The sequence below is a fragment of the Nocardia yunnanensis genome, assembly GCF_003626895.1.
In the GTDB taxonomy this organism is placed as follows: domain Bacteria; phylum Actinomycetota; class Actinomycetes; order Mycobacteriales; family Mycobacteriaceae; genus Nocardia; species Nocardia yunnanensis.
In genome coordinates this window covers 7,730,363-7,749,290 of record NZ_CP032568.1, presented here as the reverse complement: position 1 = coordinate 7,749,290, position 18,928 = coordinate 7,730,363, and the positions used below count along the sequence as shown (strand labels likewise).

The window sequence follows — 18,928 nt, the reverse complement described above, 5'->3', positions numbered from 1 at the left end:
CTCCTGTTGGCTCATAACCCAGAGGTCGCAGGTTCAAATCCTGTCCCCGCTACTACGAAAGGCCCTGGAGATCTCTCCAGGGCCTTTCTCTATGTCTTCGAAGCAGCCTTACAGACCCAGGTATCGGACGATTCGAATGCGCAGGCCGTCGTTGACCGGGGTTCGGTGCGCGAGGCTGTTGCGCAGGTCCCGGAAGGCATAGAGGCGTTCTCGGTCCTCGGTTCGGAGGCTGACGCGCCCAGTGCTGACAAGCCATGCCAGGGAACCAATCTCGATGATGTCGTCGGAGCGGCGGTCCAGACCGTCGAGGGCACGTTGGGGGGCCCGCTTGCGGATGAGCGAGTCGTAGTGTGAGCGCTCTTCGTCGATGTAAGCGGTCAGGGCCCGGTTGTGGGCCAGCCAGAGTCGCCGGCGGATAGCAGCGTGATCGAGGATCCGGGGGCCGGCATTCGTGCTGTAGCCCCACTGATCGAGCAGCCCGGCGCGCCACGCCTGTTCCTGTCGGGCGGGCGGGGCGTCGGTCGGGCGGCGATCGGTGCTGTCGATGGCCGTGTGGCAGGCGGCCGGTGCGTGTTGCTGGTAGGCGCGGACCGCGACCGGCAGCCCCTCACTTGTACGGTCCCAGTTCTCCACCAGGTAATCGACGCAGCCCAGATCCCAGACCGCCAGTTCGGTGATGACGGCGGCGTCGAGGGGATTGAGTCTGCGGTCGGCGACCGCAGCCAGCCGGGTCTGAGTGTCGAGGTGATCGAGGACTCCCCACCACCAGCGCACCTTGATATGGGTGCGGTCGATGCGATCGACCGCCGCCCGCGCGATGTCGCTCAGGCGGAGGCCGATGACCAGTTTCGGGCAGTCGGCTGGCGTCAGCCCACTGCCGTGCACCTGTGCGGGCCAGCGGGCCAGGATGTCGGCGGTGTCGGGGTGGTCCCACGACGGCACGAAGACCCACGACCCGTGCCAGGCCTCCCATCGGATGATGGATTGCCAATCGTCGAAGTCGCGGTCCGCGACGGGGTCCAAACTGAATGTTTCGATGATGCGGGCGTGGAAGGGTTTTCCGGGATCGACGACGCAATACTCTCTGACACTGCCCGCGCTGTGGATCTCGTCCAGGACGGCCTCCGCCACCCCACTGTCGACGACGGTGTCGGGGAAGACGATGACCACCGTCTTGCCCTCCTCGAGATCCGCGACGACAGTGGCGATGAAACGGGCCGGGCCGGGCAATTGGGGATAGCTCTTCGGCTCCGGTCCGTAATCACCCATGCAGTACGCCGAGCGCTCGCGCCACGACCGGATCGAGACGGTACTGGTCGTCGTGCTCGTCGACGATTCCGAACATCTCCAACTCGGCCAGGACGGCCTGGACGCGGTCTGGATCGCGTTCGAGGACGGCCGCGATGTCAGCGGCCGTTTCGTAGTCGAGGTCGTATCCGGCCCACTCCGTCATCATCCCGCGAATCGGTTCCGCGACGCCGACTCGATCGAGGAACTCGGCCGCTTTCGACGGGCTCGAGGGGAAGGCGGACAGCTTGTCCCATTCTTCGGATGGGCTGATGCCGCGGTCGACATCCGCGACGGCCTTCTCGACCAGCTCCGGCCAGCCGCCGGACCGAATGAGCAGGTCGCGTCTCTCAGCCGGACTGCTGAAGGGGTTGTCGTGCCAGGAGCGGATCCCGTCGCCGGACCATTTCTTCAACTTCACGATCGTGGCCGGTGTGGACGAGGGCCTGGCGATGAGGGACTTGACGGCCTCGATGCCGCTGGTGCCGTAGTTGATGATGAGGTGCCCCTGGGTCCGCTTCCGCAGGGAGAGAACCGATTCCGCGATCTGGGCCGCGCGCTGGGCCTCGACGTGGACGGCGTCGATCAACAGCAGCGTCGCCTTCTTTCCGCCACCACCGGGTGAGAACCTGAACGAGTCCAGTTTCTGGCGCAGGTCGCGGTCCTCCCCGTCGAGAACCGTGACCGCGACATACCTGTCTGCCCCGACCGCTTGCAGGATGGGAGCGACCGTCGCGATGCCGAGCGCTTCGCTGCCGATGATGACGATGTTCGCCGGACTGTGTCGATCCCGGCGTGGAACGAGTTCCGACAGGTCGTGTTCGCTGAGCGGACTGCGCACGGTTCGCCCGCCGATCTTCAGCCGGCGGCGGGTCGAGCGTGGGTTGTACTCGGTGGCCAGTTCGAATTCCGCCTCCTCGAGTTCGGCGAGCAACTCGTCGCGGGTGCCGAGCATGGTGACGATGTTCGGCGAACGCACCGAGTACTGCTTCTCGACGTCCTTGGTGAGGACACCCAGGCCGATGAGTTCGTCGAGATAGACCACGAACTCGGCACTGTTGAGGTCGGAAAACCCTTCCGGCCAATACAATTCGCACAGCGCGCGGATATCGCCGGCAGCGTATCGTTCGCGGAAACCGTCTTCCATGCTCTGGATCGCGATGGCCAGCGCGATGACCTTGTACCGGACGTCGAGCTGGATGGTCAGTCCCAGCCGGCTCGCGACCTTCTCCCGGGTGGTCGGGTTCGTGGTGACCGCGTCGATGTCGGCGTCGGTGATCAGGATCGGTGGTTCGGTTTTTCGGACCGGCCTGGACTGAAGCAGCTCGATCAGGTCGTTGCACATCACCTGGATGAGTCCGGGCTGCATATTGGTGAACGCCAGCAGCCGCCATACCGCGTCGGGATTCGAGAACTTGTAGCCGAGCGCCTCGAGCGGTTTGACGACCAGGTCGTGCGCGGGCTTCGCGCCGAGTGGGCCGATCAGCACATCGCGACCGCCGTGGGCGAGCGGCGTGTTGGCGACGTTCTGCAGTCGCTGCACCTTGTGCAGACCCGCGAACACCGGCTTGAACCGGCCGGCGGTGCTCTCGAAGAGCTGCTTGAGCGGACCGACGTTCTTGAACCCGTCCGCGCCGGGGATGGATTCCTTCTCCAGGAACGCATCCGCCTCATCGAGCAGCAGCAGTAGGCGGCGGCTCGCCTTGCCTTCGAGCCACTTGGTGATGGCTTTGATGACGGGCTCGTGGTTGCGCACGTTCGGTTGCGGCTTGAGACCCACGCTGCCGATCGAGGCAAGCTCGTTGTACAGCACCGTCCATAGTTGATTCGATTCCGACCAACCGCCGATGCCGTGGGTGCTGAGGTCGATGTAGATCGCGTGCTGGTCTTCGACGCCGTTGAACTGCCGCTCGATTCGGCGCAGGAGTGCGGACTTGCCGAGTTGCCTTCCGCCGTAGACGAATTGGCTGCCGGCGGGATCGGTGAGCAGCGCCTGTTCCTCGGCGCGCCCGACGAAGACCTCGTCGGGCACCTGGCCGGCGACCATCGTGTAGTGGGTGAAGACGGAGAAGGGCAGGGTGAGCTGCTGAACCGTTTTGAACGAGCGTGGATGATGCGCCGCGATGTAGGCCGCGACGGCGTGGTCGACGACGATTGCGGTGATTTTCTTGGCTCTGCATTCCAGCAGGCATTGGCGCCGTTGATCCTCGGACAACACGCCGGCGAAGAGAACGATGTTCGCACCGGCGCCGGACGGAAACGCCGAGGACAGCGTCTGTTTCAGCAATTTCGCGTCCGCGGTGACCGCCACCAGGTAGTGGCTGGCGCGCGATCCGAGTCCGGCCACCAGGGAACCGTCGACCGGCGTGGCGATCACTCGGAACAGGTCGTACTGTTTGGCCGACCCGTTTTGCGAACTGAATTCACGCATGTCCAGCCCGAGAGCGCGAAGCACCGACGACAACGTGGCCTGGCGCTGGCGTTGTCCCGCGCCCTTCTTGTTGAGCAGGTTGTCCCAGTTGAGGAGCCGCGACAACTCGTCGTTGCGAATCTCGGCGTTGTCCTGGCCGGAGACGTTCGTCAGCTGGGAAACGACATTCCTTATCGACGAGGCGTTGTCGATTCTCAATGCCCGCAGCATGCCGAGGAAGGTCTCGAATATGTGTGCGCCAGTGTTGGATTCACCGTCGAGGGTCATGTCGGGCAGCGGGCCGTTGACCGACAACGACAGTAGCTCGTTGGCTCCGACGAAGTCGTCGGCGGCGATACGGGCGAAGATCTTGTCCCGGTCCTTGGGGTCGGCGACTTCCGCGGCAACCTTGTTCCGCAGCGCGGCTGCCGTCTTTTGCCGATGGCGGAGCAAGTCCGCTCGCAAGCCTTCGATGACGGCCATTTGGATGTCGAAACGATCACCCACGTAGCTGTCCGGCCCGACGAGTCTGGACTCGGCGTCGGTGTGCACGCCTTCGGTGAAGTTGTCGGCGAAGGTGCGGCCGATCTCGGCGCGTACCGCCGCGGACTCGTTGCTCAGCTTTCGCGCCCATCGTGCGCGTTCGGAGTCGATGCGCTCGAGGAGTGCCGGGTCGCCCAGCGCGACCGCGGCTGCTTGCTGGAGGTCGCCCCGCTCGGCGTACAGGTCGAAAAGCTCGGTCGGCGTCGGCGGGTTTCTCAGCGCTCGAGCTACCCGACCTGCCATGCCCGTGACGTTGGCGGGCAGTCCGTCGTCGTCGCGATCGACGAAGCTGACCGGCAGTGATTCGGTGACGAGGATCTGCTGTTCGCCGCCGGGCCATCGATGCGGCGGCCGCGGATCCAGAATCCACGAGGCCAGGTTGCGCAGCGCCACATTGCCCGGACCGTCGGGCTCGGCCGTCGCGGTGTGCACTGCCTTCGCCGCGTCGACCAAGTCGTGGTGGGTGGCGGCGGCCACGGTCACGTTCGCATCCGCGGTTGCCGTGGCCGCTGCGGAAAGGGCGTTGGCGACGCAGTCCCGCACCAGGTCGATCGCCTTGATCAACGCGGAACGCGCATGCGCCACAATCGGTTCGCGGCTCCGGACGACCGAACTCATCGCGGCGTCCGCTGCCGAGATCAAATGATCCGGATCGTCGAGAGTCGCGAGAGCCGCGGTCAACATATCCCGTCGCGCGGTTCCGTTCGTCTCCGCCTCGACGGCCGCCAACGCCGATCCGAGCGCCTGCTGGTTGCGCATCAGGTACCGCAGGGCCTTGTTGGCGCGGGTGAAGTTGATGTACGTCTGGTCGAGCTGTTGATGCAACTCGCGAGCTTGCTCGCGTACCTCCTCGACCGATGGTCCGTGTCGACCGCCGAAATCCTGCAGGTGCTGATAGTTCCGTTCGCAGGCGATCACGGCGGCGGCTACCAGGCCGCGTGTCGGATCGTCGAGGGTCGCTTGGCGGGCGATCTTGTCCACCTCGGAGCGTGGCATCCATCCGGCGGTCAATCCTGCGCGCAGGCTCGCCGCCAAAGCGACTCGCGCGGACTCGAAGGACCCGTACTCGGGGTCGCCGGCACTGGTGAACTGGACCAGCACCCCGGACGAGTCGACAGCTCCGGGACCGGAATTGAATGCCGCCGACGCCAAGCGGTACGCCGCGACATCGCTGTCGGGCAACCCTGCGGCCGAGGCGACGAGCCACGCCGCGCCGTAGCGGCCGGCGCGCAGGTGCTCGGCAAGGTCGCTGGCCACGTCGAAGCCCTCTTCGAGGCCCGGGTCACCGCTGTGGAGCGCGCCCAGCCCGACGAGATCAGCGCGCGCCGTCTCCTGCTCGACGGGGTCAGGCGGCAGATCGGCGGTTGCCGGCTGGGGTGTGGGGATTCGAGTCGCTTGCTGCGTTGATTCCTCGTCGAACTCCGTGGCGCTGAGTTCTCTTGGCGCGACCGTGGATTCGTCAGCGTCCACGACCTCGCTGACATCAGCCGCCGTGGTCGAGACGGTGAAATCATCTGTGCCCGAGAGAGTCTCGATGTCTTCGTCCGCGACGCTGTCGAGTGTCGCCTCTGGTGGCTCGTGAAGCGGCAGGTCGGCTGTGATGAGACCCGTCAGCCGGCGCTCGATCGCTTCGGCGTCGTCGATTGCCTTGTCGCGCACGGCGCGATACAACTCGTCGTCAGCGGCCAGCGTGCCGAGGTTCTCGATCGTGACGCGGAGTTGCCCGAGTTTCTTGCGCAGCGTCTCGGTCTCGAGGCGACGCTCCGCTTCCGCTCTCTCCCGGTCGGCTTCCTCGGCGACGAGCCTGTCGAGGATCTGGCGCAGGTCCTCGGCGCCGGCCGAGGGAGGAGGTCCGGGCACGCCCGCCCGCTCCCAGGCCAGGTGCCGGGACGCATGCCAGTCACCGATCGCCTCCGGTAGGCCGCCATCCAATTCTTGTCCAGCTCGGGCGGCCGCGGCGGCGGTCGACAGTAGATCGGCCAGGTGCGCACCGGTCTCTACGAGATTCGCGTGCAGTTGCCGCACGGTCTCCGAGTTCGGAAGGGCGGTGAACTCGGAGGTTCCACTCGAATTGTCGGATTCGCTTGCGGAAGCGCGGATATTCGCGAGCACTTCCGCGAACTGCTCGGCCCGGTCGATGTGATCGGTGTCGAGCGCCAGTACGGCGCGGACGCCGGTGGTCGAACCGACCTTCGCGCCGCCGTCGGCGTGGCTTCGGAGGTGGGCTCGATAGATATCCGGCAATTCCCCGACCCTGCCATCGGAGGCGCTGGGTATGCGTAACCAAGTACTGAAGAGGGACGCGTCCACCCGGGTGGTCTTCGGCTTCTTCATCGCCACCCGTACCAGTTCGCGTACAGCGCCGCAAGAAGCCAGAAATTCATCGATTTCACTGGTGGTCAACAGTGAAAGACACTTGCGCACTAGAGAATCCTTCACCCATGACAATATGCCACAGGTCGGTATGCCTCTACGTACGAATGATCGATGCGCTACCGTCGACCGAATTCGGTTGCGTCGGCACGTATCTCATACCGGTCGGGTGATTAGTTAGGTGGGTCGGTGGTCGAATGGTGAACCACTCCTGCGCCCCCATACGTCGAATGAATTGTCGCAACCGCGCCGGCCGGTCAGCGAGAGCGGGCGTATTCGGGTTCCGCGCTTGGGTGTTGGCGCGATCGCAGTGCGTTCACCAGTGCCAGGAGTACGCCGATGCCGACCAGTATCAAACCGCGTAGCCAGACCTGGCCGTCGATGCGGGTCGCCAGGAACAGGCAGGACGCCAATCCGAGCCACGGGACGACGGTGGGGATGCGGAAGTGGCCGGGTTCGCCGGGCTCGCGGCGCAGGATGAGGACCGAGCAGTTCACTGCGGCGAAGACGACCAGGAGCAGGAGGACCAGCGTTTCCGCCAGGGCGGCGACCTCGCCAGTGAGGGCCAGCAGCAGCGAGATCGACGAGGTGACCAGGGCCGCGACCCATGGGGTGCGGCGAACGGGCAGCACGCGGGACAGGACGGCGGGCAGCAATCCGTCGCGGGCCATGCCGTAGGTCAGTCGGGAGGCCATGATTCCGGTCAGTAGCGCGCCGTTGGCGACGGCGACCAGCGCGATCACACTGAACAGCCAGTCGGGTACCCCGCCGGCGATGCGCACCACCTCGAGCAGCGGTCCGCTGGATCGGGACAGTTCGTCGGTGGGCACGGCCACGCTGGCGACGACACCGATGAGGATGTAGACGACGCCGGCGGTGCCGAGCGCACCGAACAAAGCTGTCGGATACGACCGGCGGGGATGGCGGACTTCCTCGGCCAGGTTCACCGAGGTCTCGAAGCCCACGAAGGAATAGAAGGCCAACACCGTGCCCGCGAGCACTGCGGACACCACGCCCCGGTCGGCGGTGCCCACCTCCGTCAACCGGCTGGGGTCCGAGTCGCCGCGGATCATGATCCATGCGCCCAGCACGATGATCAGCACCAGGCCGCCGAGTTCGACCAAGGTCGCGAAGACGTTGGCGCGCAACGATTCCTTGATGCCGCGGATGTTGAGCGCCGCCAGGGCGGCGAGGAAGACGACCACCACCAGCGGTATCGGCACCCTGACCAGCGCCTGCAGATAGTCGCCCGCGAACGCCCGGGCCAGCGCTCCCACCGATACGACGCCGCCGGCGAGCATGCAGAACCCCACCAGCGACCCGGCCGCTGGCCCCAGCGCTCGGGTGGCGTAGTGCGCCGATCCGCCCGCGCGCGGGTACTTCGTCGCCAGCTCGGCGTAGGAACCCGCACTGAGTGTCGCCAGGACGAGGGCGATCAGCAGCGGCAGCCAGATCGCGCCCCCGGACACCTGCGCGACAGAACCGACCAGCACGTATACCCCCGCCCCCAGGACGTCGCCCAGGATGAAGAAGTACAGCAGCCGGGTGCTCACGGCACGATTCAGTGGAGTGGACATACCGAACAGATACCCGTCCGATCCGTGCCGAACCGATCGCGAGCAACCACCCCGCTCAGCCGTGCAGACCACCGTGTCCCGCACGGACCCGGCGCGCCCGTGACCCAATCGGTGCCGACTCCACAGCAAGCACACAGGCAATTCGGGAGTGCCGCTCGGGTTTCGGTCGTTGACTCGGTAGTGCTGGTTGGCAGCACCCCGTGAGGGCGAGCCCAGGAGGTCGGGCCATTGCATACCGAAGCCATCGATATCGCGGCGATCGAGCCGATCGTGGAGGAAGAGGTCCGGCTGGGGTGGGTGGCGGGGTCGGCCGTGAGTCTGCCGGGACGGCGCCGGCTCAATGCCGACGCGGTTGCCACGTACACCGATCGTGGCGTCGGCCGTAGCGCTTTCGTGGTCGCCGACGGCGTCGGTGATCATCTGGCGGCCGCGCGTGCGGCGCGGCTGGTGGCCCGGACCGCGGCGCGAGTAGCGGTCCGTCACGGAGCGCACGCGGGAATCGTTGCGGCCCAACAGGATCTGCTGCGCGAACTCCCCGAGGAGAGCGCCGACGCGGTGCTGGTCGTGGCCGTGCTGCCCGCCGGCGGCAACCCGGATGCGCCGTGCGACATCGCCTGGGTGGGCGACTGTCGCGCCTACCGCTTCAATGGCCGTGTGCTGCACCGCATCACCACCGACCACACCGTCGCCGAATACTTCCGCGCCCGCGGCCACGACCCCCTACCCGGCCTCGCCCACCTCGTCACCACCTCGGCCCGCACCGCCCGCCCGGAAGACATCGGCCACGCCACCACCGGCTCCAGCACCGGCCGCTTCCTGCTGTGCACCGACGGCGTCGGCAAACGCCTCCGCATGCCCGCCATCAAATCGATTCTGGCCCAGGACACCTCGACCACCGAAACCGCCCAAACCCTCGTCGACGACGCCCTGGCAACCGGCGGCACCGACAACACCACCGCCCTAGTCATCGACGCCCGCCCCCTGCCCTGACCCCGAAAACCACCCCTGACCACCCGATTAGGTTCCTACTCCCACACGTGTGTAATGTTGTCTTCACCGACGCGGGGTGGAGCAGCTCGGTAGCTCGCTGGGCTCATAACCCAGAGGTCGCAGGTTCAAATCCTGTCCCCGCTACTAGGGGAAACGGCCCGGAACCAGTAGGTTCCGGGCCGTTTTCGCGTTCATTTGGCATCACGTTTGGCATCATTAGCCAAACTCAGTTTCATGGGTTCGGTGCCGTCGCAGGGGTTTCGCGGCGTCCCAGCATGTAGCTGGCGGCGCGAGCGGCGGCGTCCTCGTCCATGCCGGGCAGAACGTGCTGGTAGGTCTTCATGGTGAAGGCGGCGTCGGCGTGCCCGGCGCGCTGGCTGACCACCTTCGGGCTGACCCCGGCCATCAGGGATGCGGTGATGTAGGTGTGGCGGAGGTCGTAGAAGCGGATCTCGGGTAGCCCGGCGCGGGCGGCGAGGCGCTTGAATCGTTCCCGGATCGAATCGGGGTGTACGGGGCGGCCGTCTTCGTAGGTGAAGACCAGGTCGGTGTCGCGGAAGTCGTCACCGTAGAGCGCGCGTTCGGCATCCTGGATGGCCTTCCAGGTGCGCAGTTCGTACACGGTTTCCGGGTCGAGAGCGATCAGACGGACCGAGTCTTCGGATTTGACCTCGGCATCCTGGGCGTGTCCGGCCACGACGACTCGGCCCTGGTGCACCGACAGCACCCCGGCGTCGAGATCCAGGGAGGGCCAGCGGATTCCGCAGATTTCCGCGCGCCGCAGTCCGGTGGTCAACTCCAGCCGGAACAGTGCGTAGAAGCGGTCGAAGCAGATGCTGTTCATGAACTGGGTGGCCTGCTCGGGCGTCCACACCGGACGGCGTGTGCGGGGGACGCGGGGTGGTTTCGCGTTGTCGGCGGGGTTGTCGACGAGGTGTTTCCAGGCGACGGCGTCGACGAGGGCGCGGTGGATGGCGAGATGGATGTTGCGGACGGTTTTCGGTTCCAGCCCAGCCGGTTTCGGTTTCGGGATCCGCCCGGATTTGAAACGACGCACGGCCGCTCGGGCTGCGTGGATGGTCACTCCGCAGGCTTGCTCGATCTGGCGGGGTGTCGGCTGCTGGCCGCGCTTGGTCGCCTTGAGCCAGTACTCGTACATGCGAATGTTGTTGTCGGGCTTGATGCGTCCGTCGGTGAGCAGCTGGGTGTAGAACTTCACCAGCATCGGAGCGGTCAGTTTCTGCAGATCACCCGCGCCGAGGCGGGGTACGACGTAGGCGTGGACGAACGCCTGCCAGTTGTCGTAGGTGGTGGCGTCGACGACCATCTTGATCGCGGGCAGCCATTCATCGATGAAGAACGCGCGCACGGTGAGCTTCGAGCGTTTCACCCGCTTGTTCTGCTCGACCGCTTGGATCGCCTCACGGCAGGCCGCCCAGGCTTCCTTCTCGGTGGCGAACCCGCCCTTGGAGTCGAAGACGGGTTTGCCGTCGGGCCCCTTCTCCGGGAGCCGGAACTGGTAGTACCAGGTCTTGCCGCGCTTGCGGACGTGCCCCTGCCTCATGCGGCCGCCTCCCCGAGACCGTCGTCTTCAAGCATCGCGTGCAGTCGGGCGGTGATGACGTAGACGCGTCCGCCCATCCGTCTTGTCGGGAGCTCGCCGGATTCGACGAGTCGATAGCCCGCCGAGCGGCTGATCCCGAGTAGCGCTGCGGCTCTGGGAATGGACAGCAGTAGCGGAAGGCCGTCCCAGCGGTTGCGGTAGGTGGGGTCCGGTTCGGGATCGGGCATGGTCGGATCCTTTGGTCGGGTGCATCGTCGGCTAGGTACCGGTGCGGTACGACGGGATATGGACCCTCCGGTGCGTTCGTTGGGTCAAGCGCCTCGTGCACGGCACGGGTTCCTCGGCCTGGGCACCCTGTACTGGCCGCAAAGCACCCGAAAATCCACCTCGGGGGTGGTCACGGTTGGATATCCGGCGTATCGCCACGCGAAGTCGCCGCAGCGAATGGGCAGTCCATGCCACTGGCTAAACCACGCGTGCCGAGATCACACCCCGGCGAGATCGCCGGTATCGCGCACAGGCCCGAAGATCAGCGCATGCAGACCAATCCGATCACGAACTGTTGCTCGGGTGAAGACGTGTCTGCTTGTAGGTGTCCCACTCGTCGCAGGTGCGCGCCATCGGCGGGGCGCCATATAGTGAGATGCTCAGCGGTCAGCGGTAGCGGTTCGCGCCGAAGCCGATTCAGCAATGCGGCGCGGCACCCTTGAACTTTGCCACGCGCAGAAGCGAGGCTTCGACTTGGGCTGTGGACAGCCGCCCGCTCTTGACGTCGTTTTCCAGCCGGTCCAACACCTTCGCTGCCGTGGCTACGCCGACGCCACCGCATCATCGGCCCCGGCTTCGAGTGCTTCCGCGGCTGCGTCCTCGACGCTCGGTGGTGAGCTGCCCGCGGCGAGCTCGGATAGGTCGTCGGTCAGGATCGGTCCAGTGAACGGGGCCGCCCCATAGCCCGTGCCTTGCCTCAGTAGCGCCATGACCTGGGGGCTGATACTAGCTGGAATGCCCGAGCTGGTAAGTCCGGGCACATCCAGATGCCCAACCATTACCGCCGCGCCCGAGTCGACGAGCTGACGGAACGGCACCAGGTCGGTAACCTGCATCTGATTCAAGGGGGGTGCCTGTGCCGCCCCGGTCTGCGAATTTCCCGAGCTCGAACCGCGGCCGGGGAAGTGCTTCATGACACTGCCCACGCCGGCGTCGTTCAATGCCCGGATGAACGCGCCCGCGTACTGCACCACCGTGTTCGGGTCGCCGGAGAAGGAACGGTCGCCGATCACTGAATCATCGGGCTGCACGCTGACGTCCACGTCGGGTGCGAGGTCGACCGTCACGCCCAGCGCCTTCAGCTTCTTCGCGCGATCCAGGCTGAAGGTGTAGAACTGGTCCGGCGTCATGGTCTGGGCGATGACCCGCGCCGAGGGCGCGACCCCAATCAGATCCTTGGCCCACGAATCCCGCCCGCCCTCCTCGCCGACGGCCACCATGAGCGGAATACGCGAGGCTGCCTGCACCGCGTCTACCTGATGCTGGGCTAACAGGGCCTTGTCGGTCCCGCCGCCGATGAAGATGCCGCCGACCTGCTCGGTCTTCACAACCTGCAACGCGTCCTCGCTATTGCCAACGGTGACTGTCAGCAGCTGCGCAAGCTTCTGACGAAGCGTGAACTGTGAGAGATAACCTGCGCTGCAATCTTGAGCACTGCCCACCGATGTGGCACCGGTCGGCACCGTCGAACCGCCTATGGCCGAAGCAGAGTGAGAGTGCCCGAGTCCCCACGCGCTGACGCTAACGGCGGTCGTCACCGCCACTGTCACAGCGAGCGCGAGGATCAGCACCCGTCGACTCGGTCGCGAAGGTCGTCGGGAACCTATACGTGGTGGTGCGATTCCCTTGCTTGGGTCGGCAGGTTCGGTTTCGCTGCCGTGTTCGGTCGCGGTCGTCGTCGGCGCCTTCGCGTCGCGATCCGTCGATATGTCAGGTTCGAGCTCCTCGTAAGGCGTTGGTTCTGCGTGGGCACGGGTTCGGTTGGCCTCGGTGTTCGAGTGCTGCTGTGCGGCTTTCGTGATCCGTTGCTGAGGGAGGCTTTGCTTATCGGGTAGGTCGTGGGCTGTATTTGGTTGAGATGTATTGGATTTGAAGATCGCGAGTAGTCCGGCTGTGTTGACGGCCCTGCGTTGCGGTCGTGGATAGCCACGTGAGTGAAGAAGTTGGTCGATATTGGTAAACAGATCGTCGAGAGTGAGGTCGCGGGTGGTGTCGGCAGCGACGGTCAGCAGGGCGTCGGTGAAGGCGGTGTAGGTCTGTCCGGGTGGGGCGTAGCCGGGCTGGTTGGCTGCGGTGGAGGTGATTACGTAGGTGCCGTCGATGTCGATCTGTCCGGTGAGCACGGTGGACTGGGGGGCCATGGCATTGATGGCGCGGCCGGAGAAGCAGCAGTCCAGCAGGATTATCCGTGCCGTGGCGTGGCTGTTGGCGAGTTCTTCGCGGAGGGTTTCGTAGGGAAGCGAGGTCCAGCGGATACGAGAGGGGTCAGTGGTAGGGAGCGCGAGGTGCAGCCGCCCACGGTCATCGAGCAGTCCGTGTCCGGCGTAGTAGACCAGCAGAACATCGGAGGCTTCGCTGCTAGCACGGCCGATCGCGTCACCGATCGTGTCCAGTGTGGGATTGACAAGGGGCCATGTGTGCTCTGGAGAAAGGGTGCCGGTGCCTCGGTCGGTTAGGGCGGCGAGTAGGCCATTGAGATTGCGTTCCGCCGCGGCGATCTCAGCTAGCTCGGCGTCACGGTGGTACTGGCTGATGCCGATGAGCACCGCTCGCGAGGAGTGCTTGTCCGGGATGCGGGTCATGCTGTGAGTACCGATCCCATCGCGAGGCTAAGCGAACTTGTGACAGCAGGACTCCCCATGTGGGTCATCTTGCCCCACGAATCCGATGGGTGCGTGAGCTTCCAGAGTCATCCTGTGGCTAGTTGCGGCATGATGGCCCTATGCCAGGATCGAACGGTCAGTTAACGATTCGCGCCAGTGGCGGACCGGATGTATTGCTGCAGTTGCTGGATTGGTTTCGCCACGACGATGCGCTGCGAGGGCAGGTGACGGTCGTGCCACCGCAGATCCCTGCGTGTCAGGCTGAGTTGAGACCGCCACTTCACAGCAACTCGACCTGACGCGGGGCGAGAGACGGACCGATTTCTGTTGAGAACTTCCACCACCACATCGATCACGGACAATGGTCGGATGGAACTGCGACGCACCAGCGGCGATGTGCGCTGCCCACCACGTCGTCGATTGGGCCAAAGGCGGGCCCACCGACCTCGACAACCTGGCATTGGTGTGCGATCACCACCACGCGATGGTCAACGACAGCGAGTACGGGTGGACCACGGTCATGATGGGCAGCGATTCCCCGCATCGCGGGCGGGTCGGCTGGATCGCGCCAGCGGTCATCGATCCGACGCGCACGCCTCGGGTGAACGAGAAACATCACGCGGGCGAGCGGGTCGCCACTAGCATCGCCGCACGCTGCCACCAGTGGGGCCCACAAGCCGCATGAACCCGGGCCGCTGTTCCACCCCGGGCGTACGCAAAGCAAACAGAACAGTGTGGTGGCGTCGCCTGCCCTGCCGGACCGGGGCTGACGCCCAGTCGCGAGCCGCAGCCAGCCGATTCCGGCCCACGGACTGCACGCATCACCTACTCGAGACAACCCCACCAACTGCATCCCGCGAAGCCCCTCACACCCGAGGACTTCCCCCAAAGCGCAAGCGCTGCAAGTTCTTTGACAACTCCACAGAGACAGATTCACGGCCGGTGGGCGAGTGTGCTGGAAGGTGAGCGAGGTTGGCGGGTGAGTGTGCTGGGAGGCGCGAGCTGTTCCCGGTGTGCGCTGGTGGGTGAGGGGCCTCGCAAGCTCGGCCACCCTCTCTCCCTCCTCCAGGCCGTCTTTTATCTTTTCTTCTTTTGGGTTTTCGTCTTTGGGTTTCGGGGGCATAGATTCGTTCTATGTATCCATTGATTTGCGGTCTCTACCGGGGCGTCCTCGAGTGAACGAGGGTTGAGGCATGACCACAGTGACCTTTCGCCGGAACGAGAAAGCCGTTTCTACCGCCTGGCAGCCGTCGACGGCGGCGCGGGAGGTTCGGGAGCCGCTGCGGTATTTGGCGCCTAACTGGTTCGCGGTGGTTATGGGGACTGGGATTGTTGGGAATGCTGCGGCTACTCTTCCGGGTCGGTTTCCTGGGTTGCGTGGGGGCGCGACTGTGGTGTGGGGGCTGGCTTCGCTGCTGCTGATCGTGTTGGTGGGGGCCTGGGTGCTGCATTGGCGGCGATATCCGGAAGAGGCTCGGGGGCATGGGCGGAATCCGGTGATGATGCAGTTCTACGGCGCGCTGCCGATGGCGTTGATGACCGTCGGTGCGGGCACTCTGTTGTTGGGGAAGGATGTGATCGGAACCCCTGCCGCCCTGACCGTCGACTGGATCTTGTGGTCGGCCGGAACGGTGATCGGGTTGCTGACCGCGGCCAGCATTCCCTACCGGATGATCACCCGGCACCACTTCGACCCCGACTCCGCGTTCGGCGGTTGGCTGATGCCGGTGGTGCCGCCCATGGTTTCGGCCGCATTGGGTGCGCTGCTGGTCCCCTACACCCCGGCCGGGCAGCTTCGCCTGACCTTGTTCGTGGCTTGTCTGGCGATGTTCGGGTTGAGTCTGATCGCCGCCTTCGTCACCACCACCTTGATCTGGTCGCGACTGTTGCATCATGGGCTGCCTCCGGTGGGGATGGTGGCGACTGTCTGGCTGGTGCTGGGTCCGCTGGGGCAGGGGGTGACTGCGGCCGGTGCCCTGGCCAATGTTTCGCCCTCCGTACTGGAGTCGAACGATGCCAACGGGTTTCAGATGTTCTCGCTGCTGTTCGGCATTCCCACTTGGGGATTCGCGATGCTGTGGCTGGCGCTGGCCGTCGCGGTCACCTGGCACGCTCGTAAGTCGATGCCGTTCAACCTGACCTGGTGGGGGTTCACCTTCCCGGTCGGGTGCTGTGTCACCGGCAGCACCGCGCTGTTCCAGCACACCGGGGCCGATCTGTTCGCCGTCACCGCCGTGGGCCTGTACGCCCTGCTGGTCGCCGCCTGGGCGGTGGTCGCGGTCAAGACCCTGCGGGGCGTGCTGCGCGGCGAGCTGCTGGGCGCCGCCCGGTGACGACGATCTGTGCCGAAAGCGCTCAAATCCGCCCGCTGTAACCCCTGCCGCTATCTACTGAGAGACGTGAACGCGCGTCGAAGTATTCGGTTCATCCGGTGGGTACAGGAAGCGGCGGTTCATGGTGCGACGGGTCGAATCCGAGCGCCAAGCGCAGCCGGTCCCGAGTTCGGGCTCGGGTCGGGAGTTGCGGCTGGTGTCCGGTGACAGCTACGCCAGCTGGGAAGCGGTGTACAAGGACAATGTCACCTGGGTGTACGCGTTGATGTTCGGCAAGGTCGGCAACAAGCCCGACGCCGAGGATCTCACCGCCGAGGTGTTCATGGCCGCCCTCAAACCGCTGCGCATCACCGCCAGCGCCCCCGAGGTGCGCGCCTACCTCCGCGCCACCGCCCGCACCGTGCTGGCCGCGCACTGGAAGGCGCGCATGGGCCGCGAGATCACCACGATCGAGGGCGATATCGCGGATGATCCACCGGAGGAACTGCCCGATTCCGGGGCCGAGGCCCGCGCCAAGGCGGTACTGGACGAACTCCCGGACCGCTATCGGAGCATTTTGGAACTACGGTTCCTGCAAGGTCTTTCGGTGAAAGAGGCGGCGCAGAGCCTGGGCGTGACGGTGGCCAATGCGAAGGTGATGCAGCATCGGGCGTTGCAGATGGCGTCCCAGCTGAACGAGCGAGGTGTGCGGTGAGCGGGCGGGAAGTGCGGCGTTTCGTCGACGAGCTGTTGGCCGGGAAGAAGTCCAGCGGCTTCCGGCCCGACGAGACCGAGGCCGAGGAGATGCGCACGGCCATCGAGCTGCGTTCGGCGCGGCTGGGCAGTGACGCACCCAGCGAGGAATTCCTGAGCAGCCTGCACCGCCGGCTCGCCGCCGAGATCGAGGACGAGCCGCAGGAAACGCGGCCCGCCAACGGATATCGGCGTCGCAACCTGCTGATCGGCACCTCCGCCGCCGCGGCCGCCGCGACGGTCGGCGCGGTCGTGGACCGTTCCCTGATCGGTCACGGCCAGCCCGGCGCCCCGCCGGCCGCACAGCAGACTCCGCTGGCCCCGAACACCGGTTCGTGGCTGCCGATCGCGCGGTCCACGGATCTGCCGGAGGGTTCGACGATCGCCTTCGACGTCGGCACCGTCAACGGCTTCGTCCGCCGCGACCGGGGCAATCCGGTCGCGGTGTCGGGCGTGTGCACCCATCAGGGCTGCAAACTCTGGCTCGACGCCCCGGCCGAGCGGTTGCGCTGCCCCTGCCACTCGACCTCGTTCTCGATCGAGGGTCAGGTGGTGACGCATCAACTGCCGATCGCGCCCGCGCCCCTGCCGACCGTCCAAGTCCGCGAGAACAACGGCACCATCGAGGTTTTCGCCCCGACCGAGCCCGCGTAACCGTCAACATCTCTCGGGCACAACAGGACTCGTGTAACCCGCGCCCCTATCTACAGATGACCGGTTCGCAGCAGCGAACGGACTCATCCCGGATGGAGGCCCGGACACCATGAGACCCACCCCTAGCCGGCGGCGCACCGCGGTCGCCGTCAGCGTCGCCGCGGCAGCCCTGCTGACGGCGAGCGCGTGCAGTTCCGGCGGTGGCGGCAAAGCCGGCGACACCGCCGCCCCCGGATTCACCTTCGCTTCCGGCACCGCAACGCCCGGCATGGTGCCGGACGGCAGCGGGCCGACCGGTATGCCCGGCATGTCGATGCCGAGCACCTCCGCCGCCGCGGCGGCGCCGGCCGGCCCGAATGCCGTCACCATCGACAATTTCGCCTTCGGCCCCAACTCCCTGACCGTGAAGGCCGGGACCACGGTGACCTGGACCAACAAGGACGAGGAACCGCACACCGTGGTCGCCAACGACGGCAGCTTCCGCTCGCCGACCCTCGGCGCGGGCGCGACGTACACCTTCACCTTCGCCAAGGCGGGCTCGTTCGCCTACGTCTGCTCGATCCACCCGTTCATGCACGCGACCGTGGTGGTGACGCAATGAACGAGGAACGCGATCCGCAGCAGATGACCCGCCGCCAGCTCATGCGGCACAGCGCCTGGTTCGGGGCCGCGGTGGGCCTGGCGGTGGTCGGCGGCGAGGTGGTCTCGCACGTGGCCGGTTCCGCACTGGCCGCACCGGCCCGTCCGACGCTGCGTTTCGCGCAGGTCAGCGACAGCCACATCGGGTTCACCGGGACCGCCAACACGAGCGTGACCGACACCTTCACCGAGGCCATCTCCCAGGTGAATTCGCTGGGCTACGAACCCGATTTCGTCATTCACACCGGCGATCTCACGCATTTGGCGACCGCCGAACAGTTCGATCAGGTGCACCAGATGATGCAGGGCTTCAAGACCCCGCACGTGTTCACCGTTCCGGGAGAACACGATTCGAGCGATGACGGCGGCTCACGATACCGGTCGGTCTTCGGTACCGGAACGCGCGGCGACGGCTGGTACAGCTTCGACATCGCCGGCGTGCACCTGATCGGTCTGGTCAACACCCTGAACCTCAAGAATCTCGGACATCTCGGACAGGATCAGCTGGACTTCGTCCAGAAGGACGTGGCCGGATTGTCCAGTGACACACCGATCGTCGTATTCAGCCACATTCCGCTGTTCGCCATGTATCCCCAATGGGGCTGGGGCACAGACGATGCCACCCAGGCGCTCAGCTATCTGAAGCGGTTCTCGTCGGTGACCTGCCTCAACGGCCATGTGCACCAACTGTTCACCAAGACCGAGGGCAACGTCACCTTCTACAGCGGCACCACCACCGCCTACCCCCTGCCCAAACCCGGCGACGGCCCCGCACCCAAGCCGGTGACGCTGCCCGCGGGCAAGCTGCACGAGGCGCTGGGCATCCGCGAGGTCACCTACCAGAAGGGTCAACAGCAGCTCGCTATCAAGGAACAAACGCTGAAATGACCACGGCCGATCGGCATGTCGCGCGTGTGTCTCACATCGTTGTCATTTCGACAGCATGACCTGGCGCT

At 65.7% G+C, this 18,928-nt stretch carries 13 protein-coding genes and 1 tRNA gene; 8 read left to right on the top strand and 6 right to left on the bottom strand.

All coding sequences use genetic code 11. The annotated features are described in order from the left end of the window. Window positions 1-108: 108 nt before the first annotated feature. From D7D52_RS36525 to D7D52_RS36515, 3 genes are all read right to left on the bottom strand, one after another. The gene (locus D7D52_RS36525) at window positions 109-1,269 is read right to left on the bottom strand and encodes a hypothetical protein (protein ID WP_120743509.1); all 1,161 of its coding nucleotides are present in this window, start codon (window positions 1,267-1,269) and stop codon (window positions 109-111) included. Next, entirely contained in the window at window positions 1,262-6,484 is a 5,223-nt protein-coding gene (locus D7D52_RS36520; RefSeq protein WP_120743508.1) for an ATP-binding protein, read from the bottom strand. The genes D7D52_RS36525 and D7D52_RS36520 overlap by 8 nt, the downstream gene beginning before the upstream one ends. A gap of 386 nt (window positions 6,485-6,870) precedes the next feature. Then, complete coding sequence (locus tag D7D52_RS36515; RefSeq protein ID WP_120743507.1) at window positions 6,871-8,190, bottom strand: APC family permease; 1,320 nt, start codon at window positions 8,188-8,190, stop codon at window positions 6,871-6,873. A gap of 228 nt (window positions 8,191-8,418) precedes the next feature. On the opposite strand from D7D52_RS36515, the gene D7D52_RS36510 reads away from it, so the two are divergent. Together D7D52_RS36510 and D7D52_RS36505 are read left to right on the top strand one after the other, a co-directional pair. Further along, window positions 8,419-9,180, top strand: coding sequence for a PP2C family protein-serine/threonine phosphatase (locus D7D52_RS36510; RefSeq protein WP_246023537.1), 762 nt, complete (start codon window positions 8,419-8,421; stop codon window positions 9,178-9,180). A gap of 70 nt (window positions 9,181-9,250) precedes the next feature. Further along, window positions 9,251-9,324, top strand: a tRNA-Met gene (locus D7D52_RS36505). 88 nt (window positions 9,325-9,412) lie between these two features. Here D7D52_RS36505 and D7D52_RS36500 read toward each other — a convergent pair. The 3 genes from D7D52_RS36500 to D7D52_RS39705 form a co-directional block, all read right to left on the bottom strand. Then, on the bottom strand, window positions 9,413-10,744 hold the full coding sequence (locus tag D7D52_RS36500; protein ID WP_120743506.1) for a site-specific integrase: 1,332 nt from the start codon (window positions 10,742-10,744) through the stop codon (window positions 9,413-9,415). Then, a complete protein-coding gene (locus D7D52_RS36495) occupies window positions 10,741-10,971 on the bottom strand; it encodes a helix-turn-helix domain-containing protein (RefSeq protein WP_120743505.1) in 231 nt (76 codons plus the stop codon). The genes D7D52_RS36500 and D7D52_RS36495 overlap by 4 nt, the downstream gene beginning before the upstream one ends. A 582-nt stretch (window positions 10,972-11,553) precedes the next feature. Continuing rightward, the gene (locus D7D52_RS39705; protein WP_246023536.1) at window positions 11,554-13,593 is read right to left on the bottom strand and encodes a caspase, EACC1-associated type; all 2,040 of its coding nucleotides are present in this window, start codon (window positions 13,591-13,593) and stop codon (window positions 11,554-11,556) included. Between the two features lie 382 nt (window positions 13,594-13,975). Between D7D52_RS39705 and D7D52_RS36480 the strand changes: the two genes are divergently transcribed. The 6 genes from D7D52_RS36480 to D7D52_RS36455 all read left to right on the top strand — a co-directional run bounded on the left by D7D52_RS36480 (window position 13,976) and on the right by D7D52_RS36455 (window position 18,860). After that, window positions 13,976-14,299 (top strand): HNH endonuclease signature motif containing protein, encoded by a 324-nt coding sequence (locus D7D52_RS36480; RefSeq protein WP_120743504.1) that lies wholly within the window; start codon window positions 13,976-13,978, stop codon window positions 14,297-14,299. Window positions 14,300-14,807: 508 nt separating this feature from the next. Then, entirely contained in the window at window positions 14,808-15,947 is a 1,140-nt protein-coding gene (locus D7D52_RS36475) for a TDT family transporter (protein WP_120743503.1), read from the top strand. A 121-nt stretch (window positions 15,948-16,068) separates the two neighbouring features. Next, window positions 16,069-16,641 (top strand): RNA polymerase sigma factor, encoded by a 573-nt coding sequence (locus D7D52_RS36470; RefSeq protein ID WP_120743502.1) that lies wholly within the window; start codon window positions 16,069-16,071, stop codon window positions 16,639-16,641. Then, complete coding sequence (locus tag D7D52_RS36465) at window positions 16,638-17,333, top strand: Rieske (2Fe-2S) protein (protein ID WP_120743501.1); 696 nt, start codon at window positions 16,638-16,640, stop codon at window positions 17,331-17,333. Before D7D52_RS36470 ends, D7D52_RS36465 begins: the two co-directional genes overlap by 4 nt. A gap of 268 nt (window positions 17,334-17,601) precedes the next feature. Then, on the top strand, window positions 17,602-17,934 hold the full coding sequence (locus tag D7D52_RS38410) for a cupredoxin domain-containing protein (RefSeq protein WP_425464704.1): 333 nt from the start codon (window positions 17,602-17,604) through the stop codon (window positions 17,932-17,934). Continuing rightward, the gene (locus D7D52_RS36455; protein WP_120743500.1) at window positions 17,931-18,860 is read left to right on the top strand and encodes a metallophosphoesterase family protein; all 930 of its coding nucleotides are present in this window, start codon (window positions 17,931-17,933) and stop codon (window positions 18,858-18,860) included. The genes D7D52_RS38410 and D7D52_RS36455 overlap by 4 nt, the downstream gene beginning before the upstream one ends. Window positions 18,861-18,928 lie beyond the last annotated feature (68 nt).

Coding starts and splice junctions, on each gene's coding strand:
- D7D52_RS36500 (WP_120743506.1), bottom strand. CDS start 10,744: ATGAGGCAGGGGCACGTCCGCAAGCGCGGCAAGACCTGGTACTACCAG.
- D7D52_RS36455 (WP_120743500.1), top strand. CDS start 17,931: ATGAACGAGGAACGCGATCCGCAGCAGATGACCCGCCGCCAGCTCATG.
- D7D52_RS38410 (WP_425464704.1), top strand. CDS start 17,602: ATGGTGCCGGACGGCAGCGGGCCGACCGGTATGCCCGGCATGTCGATG.
- D7D52_RS36480 (WP_120743504.1), top strand. CDS start 13,976: ATGGTCGGATGGAACTGCGACGCACCAGCGGCGATGTGCGCTGCCCAC.
- D7D52_RS36495 (WP_120743505.1), bottom strand. CDS start 10,971: ATGCCCGATCCCGAACCGGACCCCACCTACCGCAACCGCTGGGACGGC.
- D7D52_RS36470 (WP_120743502.1), top strand. CDS start 16,069: ATGGTGCGACGGGTCGAATCCGAGCGCCAAGCGCAGCCGGTCCCGAGT.
- D7D52_RS39705 (WP_246023536.1), bottom strand. CDS start 13,593: ATGACCCGCATCCCGGACAAGCACTCCTCGCGAGCGGTGCTCATCGGC.
- D7D52_RS36525 (WP_120743509.1), bottom strand. CDS start 1,269: ATGGGTGATTACGGACCGGAGCCGAAGAGCTATCCCCAATTGCCCGGC.
- D7D52_RS36475 (WP_120743503.1), top strand. CDS start 14,808: ATGACCACAGTGACCTTTCGCCGGAACGAGAAAGCCGTTTCTACCGCC.
- D7D52_RS36515 (WP_120743507.1), bottom strand. CDS start 8,190: ATGTCCACTCCACTGAATCGTGCCGTGAGCACCCGGCTGCTGTACTTC.